At 66.7% G+C, this 16,220-nt stretch carries 12 protein-coding genes; 9 read left to right on the top strand and 3 right to left on the bottom strand.

Annotated features, from left to right (window positions below):
• The first annotated feature begins 28 nt into the window (after positions 1–28).
• From pyk to NX780_RS06180, 9 genes are all read left to right on the top strand, one after another.
• On the top strand, positions 29–1,489 hold the full coding sequence (pyk, locus tag NX780_RS06220) for a pyruvate kinase (protein WP_258827146.1): 1,461 nt from the start codon (positions 29–31) through the stop codon (positions 1,487–1,489).
• Positions 1,490–1,508: 19 nt separating this feature from the next.
• A complete protein-coding gene (fba, locus tag NX780_RS06215) occupies positions 1,509–2,573 on the top strand; it encodes a class II fructose-bisphosphate aldolase (RefSeq protein ID WP_258826983.1) in 1,065 nt (354 codons plus the stop codon).
• A gap of 145 nt (positions 2,574–2,718) precedes the next feature.
• Positions 2,719–3,615, top strand: coding sequence for a phosphoribosylaminoimidazolesuccinocarboxamide synthase (locus NX780_RS06210; protein WP_258826982.1), 897 nt, complete (start codon positions 2,719–2,721; stop codon positions 3,613–3,615).
• Positions 3,616–3,618: 3 nt separating this feature from the next.
• Complete coding sequence (gene purE, locus NX780_RS06205) at positions 3,619–4,116, top strand: 5-(carboxyamino)imidazole ribonucleotide mutase (protein ID WP_258826981.1); 498 nt, start codon at positions 3,619–3,621, stop codon at positions 4,114–4,116.
• Between the two features lie 3 nt (positions 4,117–4,119).
• Positions 4,120–5,313, top strand: a complete 1,194-nt coding sequence (locus NX780_RS06200) for a 5-(carboxyamino)imidazole ribonucleotide synthase (RefSeq protein ID WP_258826980.1) — start codon at positions 4,120–4,122, stop codon at positions 5,311–5,313.
• Entirely contained in the window at positions 5,310–6,356 is a 1,047-nt protein-coding gene (locus NX780_RS06195; RefSeq protein ID WP_258826979.1) for an L-threonylcarbamoyladenylate synthase, read from the top strand. Before NX780_RS06200 ends, NX780_RS06195 begins: the two co-directional genes overlap by 4 nt.
• A gap of 355 nt (positions 6,357–6,711) precedes the next feature.
• Positions 6,712–8,082 carry an SGNH/GDSL hydrolase family protein gene (locus NX780_RS06190; RefSeq protein WP_258826978.1) on the top strand — a complete coding sequence of 457 codons (1,371 nt, stop codon included), beginning with the start codon at positions 6,712–6,714 and terminating at the stop codon, positions 8,080–8,082.
• Positions 8,083–8,136: 54 nt separating this feature from the next.
• A complete protein-coding gene (locus NX780_RS06185; RefSeq protein ID WP_258826977.1) occupies positions 8,137–8,808 on the top strand; it encodes an OmpW/AlkL family protein in 672 nt (223 codons plus the stop codon).
• A gap of 142 nt (positions 8,809–8,950) precedes the next feature.
• Entirely contained in the window at positions 8,951–10,159 is a 1,209-nt protein-coding gene (locus NX780_RS06180) for an MFS transporter (protein WP_258826976.1), read from the top strand.
• Positions 10,160–10,168: 9 nt separating this feature from the next.
• On the opposite strand, the gene NX780_RS06175 is transcribed toward NX780_RS06180, so the two are convergent.
• The 3 genes from NX780_RS06175 to NX780_RS06165 form a co-directional block, all read right to left on the bottom strand.
• Entirely contained in the window at positions 10,169–11,092 is a 924-nt protein-coding gene (locus NX780_RS06175; protein WP_258826975.1) for a LysR family transcriptional regulator, read from the bottom strand.
• Between the two features lie 232 nt (positions 11,093–11,324).
• Entirely contained in the window at positions 11,325–14,243 is a 2,919-nt protein-coding gene (locus NX780_RS06170; protein WP_258826974.1) for a TonB-dependent receptor, read from the bottom strand.
• Positions 14,244–14,411: 168 nt separating this feature from the next.
• Positions 14,412–16,220: a glycoside hydrolase family 28 protein gene (locus NX780_RS06165; protein WP_307732677.1), complete on the bottom strand. Its 1,809-nt coding sequence runs from the start codon at positions 16,218–16,220 to the stop codon at positions 14,412–14,414.

Raw genomic sequence — 16,220 nt, 5'->3', positions numbered from 1 at the left:
TTCCCGACACATGCAAGCTGCGCGCCCCCTGTACAACGCCACCAAGATCGTCGCCACCATCGGCCCGGCATCGACCGATTTCGACATTCTCGTGAAAATGATCCGTGCCGGCGTCGACGTCGTGCGCCTGAACTTCTCGCACGGCAAGGCACAGGACCACATCGACCGCGCCGCCCTCGTGCGCCGCGCGGCCGCCGAATGCGGCGTCGAAGTGGCGATCATGGCCGACATGCAGGGTCCGAAGATCCGCGTCGGTAAGTTCGAAGAAGGCAAGATCTTCCTGAACAATGGCGACAAGTTCATCCTGGATGCGCGCTGGGGCGAGAACGGCGAGCTGGGCAACCAGGAGCGCGTCGGCCTCGACTACAAGGCCCTGCCGCGCGACGTCAAGCCGGGCGACAAGCTGCTGCTCAACGACGGCCTGATCGTGCTGATCGTCGACAAGGTCGTGGGCCAGGAGATCTGCACCACCGTCAAGGTCGGCGGCGAGCTGTCGAACAACAAGGGCATCAACCGCCAGGGCGGCGGCCTGACCGCGCCGGCCCTGACCTCGAAGGACATGGAAGACATCAAGACCGCGATGAGCTTCCAGGCCGACTACCTCGCGATCTCCTTCCCGAAGAACGCCACCGACATGGAAATGGCGCGCCAGCTGGCCAATATCGCCGGCGAGCCCTACGGCCACAAGCCGATGATGATCGCTAAGATCGAGCGCGCCGAAGCGATCCCCGTGCTGCAGGAGATCCTGGACGCGTCGGACGGCATCATGGTCGCCCGCGGCGACCTGGCGGTCGAAGTCGGCAATGCGGCCGTGCCGGCGCTGCAGAAGCGCATGATCCAGATGGCGCGTGCTTCGAACAAGCTGGCCATCACCGCGACCCAGATGATGGAGTCGATGATCGTCAACGCCGTGCCGACCCGCGCCGAAGTGTCGGACGTGGCGAACGCCGTGCTGGACGGCACCGACGCCGTGATGACCTCGGCGGAAACCGCATCGGGCAAGTACCCGGTCGAAACCGTCGAAATGATGGCCGCGATCTGCCTCGAGGCCGAACAATCCGAATACAACAAGCGCGACGCAGATTTCCTGAACGTCCAGTTCACCCGCATCGACCAGTCGATCGCCAACGCCACCCTGTTCACGGCCCACCACCTGAAGGTGAAGGCGATCGTGGCGCTGACCGAATCGGGCTCGACCGCACTGTGGATGAGCCGCCACTCGATCGATACGCCGATCTTCGCCCTGACCCCGCTCCAGACGACGCAGCGCAAGGCGTCGCTGTACCGGAACGTGCGAGCATTCCACCTCCTGCAGGAGGGTGGCAGCCACGCGGTGCTGCGCAAGGCCGAAGAGGTCCTGATCAAGGAGGGCATGGTGCGCAAGGGCGACCTGATCGTCGTGACCTGGGGCTCACCGATGGGCCAGGCCGGCGGCACCAATGCGCTCAAGATCGTGCGCGTGGGCGAGCTGGACGAAATAGTTTCTTAATTGTTTGGAGTAATCAACCATGGCACTCGTATCGATGCGTCAATTGCTGGACCACGCCGCTGAACACGGCTACGGTCTGCCGGCATTTAACGTCAACAACCTGGAGCAGGTGCAGGCCATCATGGCTGCCGCCGACGCCACGTGCAGCCCGGTCATCATGCAAGCCTCGGCCGGCGCCCGCAAGTACGCAGGCGAAGCTTTCCTGCGCCACCTGATCGACGCCGCCGTCGAAGCCTACCCGCACATCCCGGTCGTCATGCACCAGGACCACGGCCAGTCGCCGGCGGTCTGCATGGCCGCGATCCGTTCGGGCTTCACCTCGGTGATGATGGACGGTTCGCTGGAAGCCGACGGCAAGAGCGTGGCTTCGTATGAATACAACGTCGAAGTGTCGAAAGAGGTCGTGAAGTTCGCGCACTCGATCGGCGTGACGGTCGAAGCCGAACTGGGCGTGCTCGGTTCGCTGGAAACCATGAAGGGCGACAAGGAAGACGGCCACGGCGCGGACGGCACCATGACCCGCGAGCAGCTGCTGACCGACGTCGCGCAAGCCGCCGACTTCGTCGCGAAAACCCAGTGCGATGCGCTGGCCATCGCGATCGGCACCTCGCACGGCGCGTATAAATTCACCCGCAAGCCGACCGGCGACATCCTCGCCATCGACCGCATCAAGGAAATCCACGCCCGCATCCCGAACACCCACCTGGTGATGCACGGCTCGTCCTCGGTGCCGCAGGAACTGCTGGCCATCATCCGCGAATTCGGCGGCGACATGAAAGAGACCTACGGCGTGCCGGTCGAAGAGATCCAGGAAGGCATCAAGCACGGCGTCCGCAAGATCAATATCGACACCGACATCCGCCTGGCCATGACCGCCGCGATCCGCAAGTACATGTTCCAGAACCCGTCGAAGTTCGACCCGCGCGACTACCTGAAGCCGGCCCGTGAAGCCGCGATGGAAGTCTGCAAGGCGCGCTACCTGTCCTTCGGCTGCGAAGGCATGGCCGCGAAGATCAAGCCGGTGCCGCTGGACAAGATGGCCGAGCGCTACAAGGCGGGCGAACTGGCCCAGATCGTGCAGTAAGCATCGCCGTGGCATTGCGCTGCCGCTGCTACTGCGGCGGCGCGATGCGAGTTGACGTAAAATGTCGCATTTGGTCCAGGCCATCCCCGGCCTGGGCTGCTCCACCGGGGGCCTTCTCCGGCTCTGTTTCCCTGATATCCCTTCTATGAACAGCCTCTACAAATCCACCATCAAGTCCCTGCCACTGCTCGGTCACGGCAAGGTGCGCGACAACTACGCTGTCGGCGACGACAAGATCCTGATCGTCACCACCGACCGCCTGTCGGCCTTCGACGTGGTCATGAACGAGCCGATCCCGGGCAAGGGCATGGTGCTGAACCAGATGAGCGACTTCTGGTTCGAGAAGCTCGGCCACATCGTGCCGAACCACCTGACCGGCGTGGCGCCGGAATCGGTTGTCGCGCCGGATGAAGTGGAGCAGGTGCGCGGCCGAGCCGTCGTGGCCAAGCGCCTCAAGCCCATCCTGGTGGAAGCCGTCGTGCGCGGCTACATCATCGGTTCGGGCTGGAAGGATTACCAGGAAAGCGGCGCCATCTGCGGCATCAAGCTGCCCGCCGGCCTGCGCCAGGCCGACAAGCTGCCCCAGCCGCTGTTCACCCCGGCCGCCAAGGCCGACATCGGCGAACACGACGAGAACATCTCCTTCGAAGAGATGGAGCAGCGCATCGGCAAGGAACTTGCCGCCAAGATGCGCGACATCAGCATCCAGCTCTACACCACCGCCGCCGAGTACGCCGCGACGAAGGGCATCATCATCGCCGACACCAAGTTCGAATTCGGCCTGGACGACAATGGCGTGCTGCACCTGATGGACGAAGTCCTGACCGCCGACTCCTCGCGCTTCTGGCCGGCCGACTCCTACGCGCCGGGCATGTCGCCGCCGTCTTTTGACAAGCAGTTCGTGCGCGACTACCTCGAGACCCTGACCGACTGGGGCAAGACCGCCCCGGCCCCGGCCCTGCCGCAGGATGTCATCGAAAAGACCCAGGCCAAGTATTTCGAAGCCATCGAACGCCTGACCGGCGAGAAGCTGAAGGCCTGAGCAATGACCGATCAAGCAAAACCAGTCGTTGGCGTCATCATGGGTTCCTCGTCCGACTGGGACGTGATGAAGAATGCGGTCGATGTGCTGAAACAGTTCGGCGTGCCTTTCGAGGCGCAGGTGATCTCGGCCCACCGCATGCCGGACGAGATGTTCACCTACGCCGAGACCGCGCGTAGCCGCGGCCTGCGCGCCATCATCGCCGGGGCAGGGGGCGCCGCCCACCTGCCGGGCATGGTCGCAGCTAAAACCATCGTGCCGGTGCTCGGCGTGCCGGTGCCCTCGAAGTACCTGCGCGGCGAGGATTCGCTGCTGTCGATCGTGCAGATGCCCAAGGGCGTGCCGGTGTCGACCTTCGCCATCGGCGAAGCCGGCGCCGCCAACGCGGCCCTGACCGCGGTGGCGATCCTGGCAGCCACGGACGAGCTGCTTGCCGAGAAGCTGCAGGCCTTCCGCCTCGAGCAGACCGCGGCCGCCCAGGCCATGACCCTTCCCGTTTGAAGCATGAGTGATTCGTTTCTTCCCACCGCCCTCGGTAAGGATGGGCCCGCCGTCCTCGGCGTGATGGGCGGCGGCCAGCTGGGCCGCATGTTCGCGCACGCCGCCCAGGCCATGGGCTACCAGGTGGCCGTGCTCGAACCGAGCCAGGTCAGCCCGGCAGGGCAGGTCGCCGAGCGCCTGATCTCCAGGGCCTATACCGACCCGGAAGGCCTGGCCGAGCTGGCGCAGACCTGCGTCGCCATCACCACCGAATTCGAGAACGTCCCGGCCGACAGCATGGCCTGGCTGGGCGAGCGCACCTTTGTCGCGCCCGCCGCCTCCTGCGTGTCGATCGCCCAGGACCGCATCCTCGAAAAGCGCTTCTTCGTCGAATGCGCGCCGACCTCCGGCGTGATGCCGGCGCCGCACAAGACCATCGCCTCGCACGCCGACATCGACGCCATCGCCGATGACCTGCTGCCGGGCATCCTGAAGACCGTGCGCATGGGTTACGACGGCAAGGGCCAGGTGCGCGTGCGTACCCGCGAGGACGTGCGCGCGGCCTTCGATGCGATGAAGGGCGTGACCTGCCTGCTCGAGAAGATGCTGCCGCTGGCCTACGAGGTCTCGGTCCTGACCGCGCGCGGCCATGACGGCGCCTCCGTCGTGTACCCGATCGCCGAGAACGTGCACCGCGACGGCATCCTGTTCACGACCACCGTGCCGGGCCCGAACGTGTCCGACGCCTGCGCGAAACAGGCCCAGGACGCGGCGCGCGCCATCGTCGCCCAGCTGGGCTACGTCGGCGTGCTGTGCATCGAGTTCTTCGTGCTGCAGGACGGGACGCTGGTCGTCAACGAGATGGCCCCGCGTCCGCACAACAGCGGCCACTACACCATCGACGCCTGCGTCACCAGCCAGTTCGCGCAGCAGGTGCGTGCGATGGCGCGCCTGCCGCTGGGCGACGTGCGCCAGCATTCGCCGGCCGTCATGCTGAACATCCTCGGCGACGTCTGGTTCGAGGGCGATAGCGAAACCCCGCGCGAGCCGGCCTGGGACCGCGTGCTGGCGCTGCCGGGCGCGAACCTGCACCTGTACGGCAAGGACGACCCGCGCCGCGCGCGCAAGATGGGCCACATCACCTTCGTTGCGCCGACGCTCGAAGAAGCACAGGCCAGCCTGCGCGAAGCCTGCGCCATCCTGGGGATCCCGCAGTGACGAACGTAGCAGAAGCGCAGCTGGACCAGGCGGCCATCGGGGCCGCCGCACGCGCGCTGGAAGCCGGCCGGCTGGTCGCCTTCCCGACCGAGACCGTGTACGGCCTGGGCGCCGATGCCGAGAACCCGCAGGCGGTGGCGGCCATCTATGCCGCCAAGGGCCGCCCGCAGGACCACCCGGTGATCGTGCACCTGGCGCCCGATGCGCCGCTCGACTACTGGGCCACCGATATTCCGCGTGAAGCCCAGGCCCTGGCCGAAGCCTTCTGGCCCGGCCCGCTCACCATGATATTGCGGCGCGCACCGAACATCCCGGACGCGGTCAGCGGCGGCCAGGACACGGTCGGCCTGCGCTGCCCCTCTCACCCGGTGGCGATCGCCCTGCTGCGCGCCTTCAAGGGCGGGAAGGGCGGCGTCGCGGCGCCCTCGGCCAACAAGTTCGGCGCCGTCAGCCCGACCCTGGCCCAGCACGTGCGCGACGAATTCGGCGCCGATGGCAGCGTGGCCATGGTCCTCGATGGCGGCGCGTCCCAGGTCGGCATCGAATCGACCATCGTCGACCTGTCGCGCCTGGCCACGCACGGTCCGGTGCTGCTGCGCCCGGGGCACATCAGCGCCGAGGCGATCGCCGCCGTCATCGACCAGCTGCCCAGCAGCCCCGACGCGGCGGCCCCGCGCGCCTCCGGCACGCTCGAATCGCATTACGCACCGCACACGCCGGTGGCGATGCAGGACGGCGCCCAGCTGCGCCAGACCTTGTCCGAACTCGCAGCAAAGGGCCGCAAGGTCGCGCTGATCCACTACTCCGGCATGCCGCCGACCCACGCGGCGCAGCTGCTGCCGGCCACCCCGGACGGCTTCGCCCACGCCCTGTACGCGGCGCTGCGCGCGATGGATGGGAAGAAAGCCGACGTGATCCTGGTCGAGGCGCCTCCGCAGGGCGGCGACTGGCTGGGCGTCAACGACCGCCTGCGCCGCGCCGCGCATGGCTCGACCGGCATCGTGCACGGCCTGCTTAACGGCGACGTCGACCCCGCGGCCTGAATCTCCGCCGTTTCGCGGACAGCCCAGTCTTTACGCAACACCGTGAAGTGGCCTTACGCAACACCGTGAAGTGGCCTGCTCAATGACTGCGTCCACCCCTGGGGCCTGAGCCTCGCCATTTCGCAGACAGCCTGTCTTTACCGGCTGTCTGCCGATTTCCCATTACAAATTTGCGCTACTGCCGGGCTCGTGCGCGGCGCTATAATCGCTTCCCCCGAGGCATTTACCGTTTGTCAGCAAAAACTGACGTTACGGCAACTGTTTCGCTATACAAGCAAGTTGAACACTGGCATATTATTGAGATACGAATAGCACGGCCGTTCGTTTCAGAACAAACCTACCTTTAGGAGACACAATGCGTCATACCAAACTCGCGCTCGCCATGCTGACGGCGGCCGTGCTGGCTGCTTGCGGCGGTACCAGCCCAAGCGGCGGCGACCAAACGCAGAAACTCACTTTCACCCAGCAAGTTTCCTTCGGCGACAGCCTGTCCGACGTCGGCACCTACGCGGTCGGCGCGGTCAAGCAAGCCGGCGGCGGCAAGTTCACCATCAATGGCGACGGCACCGCGAAGAATCCCGAACTGACCGGCAAGATCTGGGTCGAATTCCTGGCTGCCGAACTGAAACTGCCGGCGCCGTGCGCCGCACAGACCGGCCTGATGGGCAATGCCGCCCAAGGCTTCTCGGTCCCGGTCGTCCAGAACCTGAATTGCTTCAACTACGCCCAGGGCGGTTCGCGCGTGACCAACCCGGTCGGCCCGGGCAATGCGGCCACCGGCTCGCCGATCGGCGAAACCACCGTGCCGCTGGTAACCCAGGTCGCCAACCACCTGGCCCGCAGCGGCAACAAGTTCAGCGGCACCGAACTGGTCACCGTGCTGTCCGGCGGTAACGATGTCCTGATGCAGCTGAGCACCCTGTCGGCGGCAGCCACCGCCGCCGGCAATGCCGCCGGCGCACAAACCTTCGCTACTTCGCTGACCATGCAGCTGGCCGCCGGCGCGACCAACCCGCAGACCGCCGCCCAGGCGATCGGCGCGGCCATCGCCACTGAAAGCGCACGTCCGGGCAGCACCACCCAGACCATCGTCGGCGCCGCCGTCACCGCCGCCGCGACCCAGCCGGGCAACGCCGCCGTGGCGCAAGCCTCCGTCTACGGTCCGATGGTGACCAAGGCACAGGCCGACGCAAGCGCTGCGGGCGCCAAGGCCGGCGCCGACTACGCGGCCGCAAACGGTCCGAAGCTGGTTCAGGAACTGGGCGTCGCCGGCGCGCAGATGGCCGCCCTCGTGAAGAACGAAATCGTTGGCAAGGGCGCCAAGTACGTCATCGTCGCCAACCTGCCGGACGTGGCCAGCACCCCGGCCGCCAAGTCGCGCACCGCCGACATCCAGGCCCTGATCGCCGCCATGGTCAACGCTTTCAACACCCAACTGAAGGCCGGCCTGGGCGCTGAAGATCCGCGCATCCTGTACGTCGACCTCTACACCGTCAGCAATGACCAGGTGAAGAATCCGGCGCCGTACGGCCTGACCAATACCAGCACCCCGGCTTGCGGCCCGAACCCGCTGGGCACCACGTCCCTGATCTGCACCAACGCCAACACGGTGGCCGGTGACGTCAGCCACTACATGTTCGCCGACGAGATCCACCCGACCCCGTTCGAGAACAACCTGGTGGCGCGCTACGTCCTGAAGGACATGGCCATCAAGGGTTGGCTGTAAGAGTGCCGCAGGCCCGCCCGATAGGGTGGGCCTCAATGACAATCAGGAGAAAAAATGAAAGCAATCGTCAAAGTCCTGGCCATGGCCGCCGCGCTGGCATGCGCATCGACCGCCTCGGCCCAGTCGGCCGGCCAGTTCACCGCCAAATTCGGCCTCAACCAGCTGACCCCGAAGGTCGAGAGCGGCGACATCAGCGCGCCGGCCCTGCCGGGTTCGAAAGGTGACGTCGACAGCGACATCCAGCCGGTTCTCATCCTCGCCTACGGCCTGACCGACAACATCTCGCTCGAAACCGCCCTCGGCACGCCGTACAAGCACAAGATCTACGGCGCGGGCGCGATTGCAGGCACCGGCGAGCTGGGCACCGTGGAGGCGCTGCCGGCGACCCTGTTCGCCCAGTACCGCTTCGGCGCACCGAATTCGACCTTCCGTCCCTTCGTGGGCCTGGGCGCGACCTACGCCTACTTCATGAAGGAACGCGGATCGGCCAAGATGACCGCCGTGACCAACCCGGGCCGCGGCGTGCCGACCACCTTCAGCATCGACAACAAGTTCACCTACACCGTGCAAGCCGGCATGGCCGTGAACTTCAACGAGAAGTGGTTCGCCGACGTGACCGTCAACAAGGCCCGCCTGCGCACCGACGTGCACTTCTCGACCGGCCAGACCCAGCACATGAAGCTGGACCCGGTCTCCGTGATCCTGGCCGTCGGCTACAAGTTCTAAGGAGCGTTCGCTTCCTTCCAAGGCCCGCCGTGTGCGGGCCTTTTTCTTTGCACGTCGAAAACAGTCTTGCGCGGCGCGCTGTGAATCGCCGGGCAGGGGCGACCTACAATCCTTGCGAGCCCTACTACACAAGGATCACGACATGCATCACTCCACCACCCCCGACATCTCCCCCGGCATGGTGCGCCTGCTGGCCATTTCCGCCGGCCTGATCGTCGCCAGCCTGTACTATTCCCAGACCCTGGTCGGCCCGATCAGCGCGGCCACCGGCCTCTCGCTCGAGACCGCGGGCCTGATCGTCACGCTCACCCAGATCGGCTACGCGCTCGGCCTGGTCTTCATCGTGCCGCTCGGCGACCTGCTGGAAAACCGCCGCCTGGTCTTCGTCGCCCTGCTGGCCACCAGTGCCGCCCTGGCCCTGGCGGCGGCCAGCAGCAGCGCCTGGATGTTCCTCGCCGCCTCGCTCGGCATCGGCCTCGGCTCCGTGGCGGCACAGGTGCTGGTGCCCTTTGCCGCCCACCTGTCGCGCGAGGAAACGCGCGGCTACAACGTGGGCACGGTGGTCAGCGGCCTGCTGCTCGGGATCATGGTGGCGCGTCCCGCCGCCAGCCTGATCGCCGACCACGGCGGCTGGCACCTGGTCTTCGGCCTCGCATCCCTGGCGATCCTGGTGCTCGCTTTTGTGTTGCGCAGCAGGCTGCCGCAGCGCGTGCCCGCGCACCAGCTGGGTTACGGCCGCCTGATCGGCTCCCTGTGGACCCTGTTCGCGACCACGCCCGTGCTGCGCCGCCGCGCCGCCTACCAGGCCGGCCTGTTCGGATCCTTCAGCCTGTTCTGGACCGTCACGCCGCTGGTGCTGGCAAGCCCGCACTTCCACCTGTCGCAGACCGGGATCGCGGTCTTCGCCCTGGTCGGCATGGCCGGCGCCATCGCCTCGCCGGTGGCGGGACGGCTGGCGGACCAGGGCCATACCTTGATCGCGACCGCCGTCGCGCTGGCGCTCGGTGTGATCGGCTTCGCGCTGCCCTTGGTCGAGCCGGCCTCCCGGATGCTTTCCATCGGCATCCTGGTGGTGGCGTCGATCGTGCTGGACATGGCGGTGGCCGCCAACCTGGTCCTCGGCCAGCGCGCCATCTTCGCGCTCGGCGCCGAGGTGCGCAGCCGCCTGAACGGCATCTATTTCGCGCTGATCTTCAGCGGCGGCGCGCTGGGTTCGGCGGCGGGCGCCTGGGTCTACGCCCACCACGGCTGGCACGGCGCGCTGCTGGCCGGCATGGCCTTCCCGCTGGCTGGCCTGGTCTACTGGTTCAGCGAGATCGCCGGCCGCCCGGCTGCTTTCGGCAAGGCCTGAGCAGGCGCTTCAGCGCATGCCGGCGCGCGCCAGGTGCTGCGCCAGCAGCTCGACGAAGGCGCGGATCTTCTGCGATCCGCGCCGGTTTTCCTGGTACACGGCATACATGGCCACGTCCATCGGCCCCGGATTGACGTCGTAGTCGTCCAGCACCTGGACCAGCCGGCCCTCGCGCAGGTCGACGTGCACCATCCAGTGCGCCAGCATGGCCACGCCCAGGCCGGCGATGGCGGCCTGGCGCAGCACGTCGGCGTGGTCCGCCTGGACGACGCCCCGGATCGGAATCTCTTGCACCGCCGCGCCGCCGCCATCCTTGCGGCGCAGGCGCCAGCTGCGGCGGTTGTCGGTGAAGCTGAACTGCAGGCAGTCGTGGCGCGCCAGTTCGGACGGCTCGCGCGGCGCGCCATGGCGCTTGAGGTAGGCGGGACTGGCGCACAGCACCCGCTCGTGCGCGGCGAGGCGGCGCGCCACCAGGCGGCTGTCCGGATCGATGCTGCCGATGCGGACCGCCACGTCGATCGATTCGTCGGCCAGGCTGACCGTTGCATTGCTCAGGCACAGGTCCAGGGTCAGGCGCGGATGGCGCACCCGCAGGTCCGGCAGCATCGGCGCGATGTACTGCGCGGCGAAGGCCGGCGGGGCCGCCACGCGCAGCACGCCCTTGACCTCGTCGCCGCGCTCGCTCACCGCATCGTCGGCGGCCTCGAGCTGCTCGAGGATGCGCAGCGCGTCTTCCTGGTAGCCGCGTCCCGCCTCGGTCAGCGTGACGCTGCGGGTCGAGCGGTTCAGCAGGGCCACGCCCAGGCGCGCTTCGAGGGCGTCGATGACGCGCGTGACCGAGGAGGTGGCGACGCCGAGCTGGCGCGCGGCGCTGGAGAAGCCGCCGCTGGCGGCGACGGTGCAGAAGGTCTTGAGTTCGGCGAAGCGGTCCATGAGTCCTGGCTTATAGAGGGCAGCCCATCTTTCCACAGGACCCGGGTGCTGGCAAGTAGGGTGGTCGGCTTCGCCGACCGCGCGTTCAGCCGGCGTGAAAATGGACGATGTGTCATACATCACCGTGTATTTGGACGCGCGGACGGCGAAGCCGTCCACCCTACGACAACCCGGGCGCCATCAACAAAAAAGCCCGCGCAAGCGCGGGCCGAAGGTCACACCAGAGAAAAGCTCAGAACTTGTAGCGCAGGCCGGCCAGGTACTCGCGGCCGGTGACGTTGTTCACCACCACGCTGTTGCGCGCGCGGCTGATGAACTGGTCGCTCGGTTCGTTGGTCAGGTTGATGCCTTCCAGCGTGAACTCGAGGCGCTCGTTCCACTTGTACGAGAGCGACAGGTCCACGTTGAAGGTTTCGTTCTTGCCTTCGACGTCGTTGTTGTTCTGGCCCGGCACGCGGGTCAGGAAGGACGAACGCTTGGCGCCCGAGACGCGCGCGCTGAACCTGCCGTCGTCATAGTAGAAGGTCGCGTTCCAGGATTTCGGCGAGAGGTTCAGCAGGTCGTCGACGATGCGCTCGCTGCTGGTCGGGGAGATCGCATACTCGATCTTCGAGCTGACCTTGGTGTAGTTCAGCACCGTGCCGAAGTTCCTGCCCCAGCCCGGGAGGAAGGTGAAGGGCTGCTGGTAGTTGATCTCGAAGCCCTTCAGCTTGCCGCCGTCGGTGTTGATCGGGGCGGTCACCGCGAACTCTTCTTCACCGGTGAAGTTCGCCGGCAGCAGCGACAGCGGCAGGCCGGTCTCGCGGAACGGCATCTGGTTGCGCAGCGACTGGATGTAGGTGTCGATGTTCTTCTGGAACAGGCCCAGGCCCACGAAGGCGTTCTTGCCGAAGTAGTACTCGAAGCTCGAATCGAAGGTCTTGGCGCGGAAGGGTTTGAGCAGCGGGTTGCCGGTGTTGATGGTCAGGGTACCGGTGGTCGAGATGGTGCCGCCCGGCGACAGGAAGTTCAGTTGCGGACGGGTCATCACCTTGGCCGCGCCGAAGCGCACGATGAAGTCCTGGGTCAGGTTGGCCGCGATATTGAACGAAGGCAGGGTGTCCTTGTAGTCGTGCTCCACCTTCACCGCGGTGCCGCCGCCTGCCGCCTGGTAGCCGATCGCTTCCAGTTCGGTCTTCACGTAGCGCACGCCGACGTTGCCGCGCACCGGGATGTCCCACAGGTCGTACTTGAACTCGCCCATCAGGTAGAAGCCGTCGTCGCGCTCGGTGACGGTGCGGTTGTTGCCGCGCGCATTGCCGTTGGTGATCGAGGACAGGGTGAAGTCGCCCGGACCGCCGGCGGGACCGGCCTTGATGCAGTTGCAGTAGATGTCGTAGGCGGCCGCGATGGCGGACAGGTTCGGGATCACCCAGCCGCTCACATTGCCCTGGCCGAAGCCGGTCACGGTCGTGGTCAGGCCCGAGCTGCCGGCGGGCGGGGCGAAGATCGTGTCGTTCTGGTTCACGCGGCGGAATTCATACGTGTCCGACTCGTACTTCTTACGGTTCAGGCCGCCCTTGAAGGTCAGGTTGTCGCTGGCTTCCCAGGCCAGGTCGAACTGGGCCACGTCGTTGACGTTGGTCGCGCCCTGCGGACGGATGCGGATCTCGCTGGTGGTGGTGTTCGGCACCGTGGTTGGCTGGGCGACGCTCGTCACCTGCGGCACGCCGACAATGCCGAGCGCGCCGTTGGCGGCCATCGGGTCGAAGGGATAGCCGATGATGGCGGCGCGGGCGTCCTGGCGGAAGTCGAGGGTGTAGCCGTTGACGTTGAGCGCGTCCAGGGTGACCGTGGTCTGCACCGGGTTGCGGAACTTCGAATTGGCGCGGCCCACCTTGGCGCTCATGCTCCAGCTGTCGTTGAACTTGTGCTCGAGGCTCAGGGTCGGCTGGGTGAAGGTGGTGTTCAGCTCGTCGTAGCGCGACTCGGCGCGCACGTCCACGCCGTTGTACTTGCCGTAGAGGAGGGCGCCGTCGGGCGCGTACTGGGCCTCGACCACGCTGGTCTGCGGCTTGCCGCCCTGGCTGGCGCTGCGGCTGAAGGAGATCGCTTCCAGGAAGTCTTCCTGGCGGGTCGCGTCCAGCTTCGAGTACAGCATGTCGAAGGTGAGCAGGGTGCCGCGTTGCGGACGCCATTGCACCGAGGCCGTCAGGCCCAGGCGGTCCTGGTCGTGGGTCAGGCGACCGTAGCGCGGCAGGCGCGGATGGAAGTTGTTTGGATTGCTGGCCGCGTTGTAGGCGTCCGTCGCGGCTTGCGATGCGGGCAGGCGCGGCACGCCCTGCGCGGCCGGGCCGCAGGTGGTGGCGGTGGAGTTCGACGGGTTCGCGGTCACGCCCTGCGGCGCGCACCAGCCACCCGAGGACGGGCCGTTGTCCCAGCGGACGGTCGAGAAGCCGTCTTCCAGCACGCGGCGTTTCGAGAAGGCGCCCGAGACCAGCACGCCCAGGGTACGGTCCATGAAGGTGTTCGACAGCATGAAGGCCACGCGCGGGTCGACCTTCTCGGAGCCGTCGTTGTACTTGCCCTTGGCCGCGATGGTGGCGTTGAAGCCTTTCAGGTCGAAGGGACGCAGGGTCTGCAGGTCGACGGTGGCGCCGAGCGAGCCTTCGTCGACGTCGGCCGAGGAACTCTTGCGCACGGTGAGGGAGCTGAACAGCTCGGAAGCGAAGACGTTGAAGTCGAAGCCGCGGCCGCGGTTGGTGCCGCCCGAGCTGTCGGTGCCGCCGGTGGTGGCGAGGCCCTCGATGCCGTTGATGCGCACGCGGGTGAAGTCCTGGCCCAGGCCGCGCACCGTGATGTTGCGGCCTTCGCCGGCGTCGCGGTCGATCACCACGCCCGGCACGCGCTGCAGCGACTCGGCCAGGTTCGTGTCGGGGAACTTGCCCATGTCCTCGGCCTTGATGACGTCGACGATGCCGTTGTCCTGGCGCTTGGCATTCAGGGCGCTCTCGAGCGAGGCGCGCAGGCCGGTCACCTGCACGGTCTGGATCTGGGGCGTGTCGGTAGTCTGGGCGAATGCGGCGCCGACGGAAAGGGAGGAAACCGAGGCCGTGCCGAGCAGGCACAGGGTGAGTTTGCGCAAAACTGCACGCTGCGAACGTTGTTTCATGCTGTCTCCATGCGTTTTTATCAGGGCGCCTGCCACTGCGGCTTTGTATTTATCTGGTCAGGCCGGTTTCCGGATTTTAGACCAAATATTGCCGTTTTGGTCAGACCACTCCAAAATAAATACACGGATTGGTCTGACCTGCGTTGGAGAAGCGTTGTTGCCTATTACTTAAGGGAGAGCCGTGTTGTATTTCTTACCCGCAATGGTTACGTTCTCGAGCGTGACCGCGGTGGCGTTGTGCAGGAACCAGGGCTGGGCGCCGTTTTTCGGGGTGCCGAAATCGGAGTCGCTGATGCGCACCCGGGTGATCGGCGGGATCGCCACGCCCGCCGCACCGTTGTAGCTCGAGGCCACGGGGCCCAGCAGCACGAAGGCCTGGTAGCAGGAGAAGCGGCCGTCCTTGGTCTGCACGTCCTGCGTGCGCACGCCGCGGATGTCGATGTCCGAGACCTGCGGCGGGCGGGTGCGCACCGCATCGTCGCCCGGCACGTAGTCGCAGTCGATGGTGATGATGGCGCCGGCGGTCGAGGCCACCGGCTGTGTGATCTCTTTCGCACCCGGAAGCGGCTTGTACCAGGACGGCTCGATCTGCACGCCGTTCGGAATCGTCACGTCGCGCACATAGAGGTGGCGCAGGAAGCCGCCGCGGTTCATGTTCGTCTTCAGGCGGATCGCCGTGTTCAGCGGATCCCTGGCCCAGTGGACGTTGCGGAACTCGAGATCGCGCGCATACACGTGCTCGATGCCGCCCGCCATCTCGCTGCCCAGGGTCACGCCGCCGTGGCCGCTGTTCATGATGCAGCGCTGGATCACGATATTGCGGGTCGGGCCGAACTGGGTATCCAGGTTCTTGCCGGCCTTGATCGCGATGCAGTCGTCGCCGTTGTTGAAGGTGCAGTCCTCGACCAGCACGCCGTCGCAGGCTTCCGGATCGAAGCCGTCGCTGTTCGGGCCCAGGCTCTCCATGTTCACGCCGCGGATCACGAGGTCGCGGCAGTTCACCGGATGGTGCAGCCAGAACGGCGCCGCATTCACCTGGTAGCCCTGCATCAGGACTTTGGTGCAGCCGATGAATTCGATCATGCAGGGACGCAGGAAGTGGCCGCGGCCGAATACGCGTTTGGCCACCGGCACCCTGGCTTCCGACAGGGCCGGCAGGTAGCGCGAATCGGTCTGCCAGCCTTCGCCCTGGATCAGCTCACGCTGCGCCGGCGGCATGTTCGGCGCCACCTGCGCGAGCGGCGCGTTCACCGGGTTCGGGGCGATTTCGGTGCGGATGCGTGCGGGCTTGCCGCGGCCCTTCCAGTCCCACCAGCACTCGTCCTGCTTGTGCTCGAAGGGCACGCCGCCCTGGCCGTTCAGGATGCTGGTCCAGTCGGCGCCGGTGAGCGCGATATTGGTCTGGCTGTAGGCATAGACCATGGGCGAGTAGTTGAGGACATCGTTGCCCTGCCAGCGCGACAGGGTCAGCTTGCCGTTGGCGCCGCAATCGAACTCGCCGTGGCGTGCATAGTGTTCCGGATTCGCGGAGAAGTGCACGCGCGCGCCGGCGGCCAGGTGCACGTGCACGTTCGACAGCAGCACGATCGGGCCGGCGCAGTACCAGTCGCCGGCCGGGATCACGACACGGCCGCCGCCCTTGGCGTTGCAGGCCTTGATCGCCTGCGTGATGGCGGGGTAGGCGTCGGGCGAATCGGGCGCGGGTGTGCGCAGGGTACCGTTGACGAGCGAAGCGGTCTGCCCGCGGGTTGCGACCATGGAGCAGGGCTGGGCGCCGTAGGCCGTGATCGGGAAGTCTTCTTCGCGGAAGCGCTGCGGCGTGGCGAAGCGCGCGACGATGTCGTCGGCGCGCTTCCAGGCATCCGCGGCGCTCTTGCCGGTGGATTGGGTCGCGCAACCGGCGCCGCCCAGCAGCAGGCCGGCGGCGGGAACGGTGCGCAGGATGGCGCGGCGGCGGGGCTGGAAGTGCATCATCAT

The organism is Massilia agri (genome assembly GCF_024753255.1).
GTDB classification, from domain to species: Bacteria; Pseudomonadota; Gammaproteobacteria; order Burkholderiales; family Burkholderiaceae_D; genus Telluria; species Telluria agri.
The sequence above is the reverse complement of the archived record's forward strand: the minus strand, read 5'-3'. Positions and strand labels throughout refer to the sequence as shown.

Bases quoted from the DNA above. Each gene is read 5' to 3' on its own strand.
- NX780_RS06185 (WP_258826977.1), top strand. From the start codon at position 8,137: ATGAAAGCAATCGTCAAAGTCCTGGCCATGGCCGCCGCGCTGGCATGC.
- purE (WP_258826981.1), top strand. From the start codon at position 3,619: ATGACCGATCAAGCAAAACCAGTCGTTGGCGTCATCATGGGTTCCTCG.
- NX780_RS06200 (WP_258826980.1), top strand. From the start codon at position 4,120: ATGAGTGATTCGTTTCTTCCCACCGCCCTCGGTAAGGATGGGCCCGCC.
- NX780_RS06190 (WP_258826978.1), top strand. From the start codon at position 6,712: ATGCGTCATACCAAACTCGCGCTCGCCATGCTGACGGCGGCCGTGCTG.
- NX780_RS06210 (WP_258826982.1), top strand. From the start codon at position 2,719: ATGAACAGCCTCTACAAATCCACCATCAAGTCCCTGCCACTGCTCGGT.
- NX780_RS06175 (WP_258826975.1), bottom strand. From the start codon at position 11,092: ATGGACCGCTTCGCCGAACTCAAGACCTTCTGCACCGTCGCCGCCAGC.
- NX780_RS06170 (WP_258826974.1), bottom strand. From the start codon at position 14,243: ATGAAACAACGTTCGCAGCGTGCAGTTTTGCGCAAACTCACCCTGTGC.
- NX780_RS06165 (WP_307732677.1), bottom strand. From the start codon at position 16,220: ATGATGATGCACTTCCAGCCCCGCCGCCGCGCCATCCTGCGCACCGTT.
- fba (WP_258826983.1), top strand. From the start codon at position 1,509: ATGGCACTCGTATCGATGCGTCAATTGCTGGACCACGCCGCTGAACAC.
- NX780_RS06180 (WP_258826976.1), top strand. From the start codon at position 8,951: ATGCATCACTCCACCACCCCCGACATCTCCCCCGGCATGGTGCGCCTG.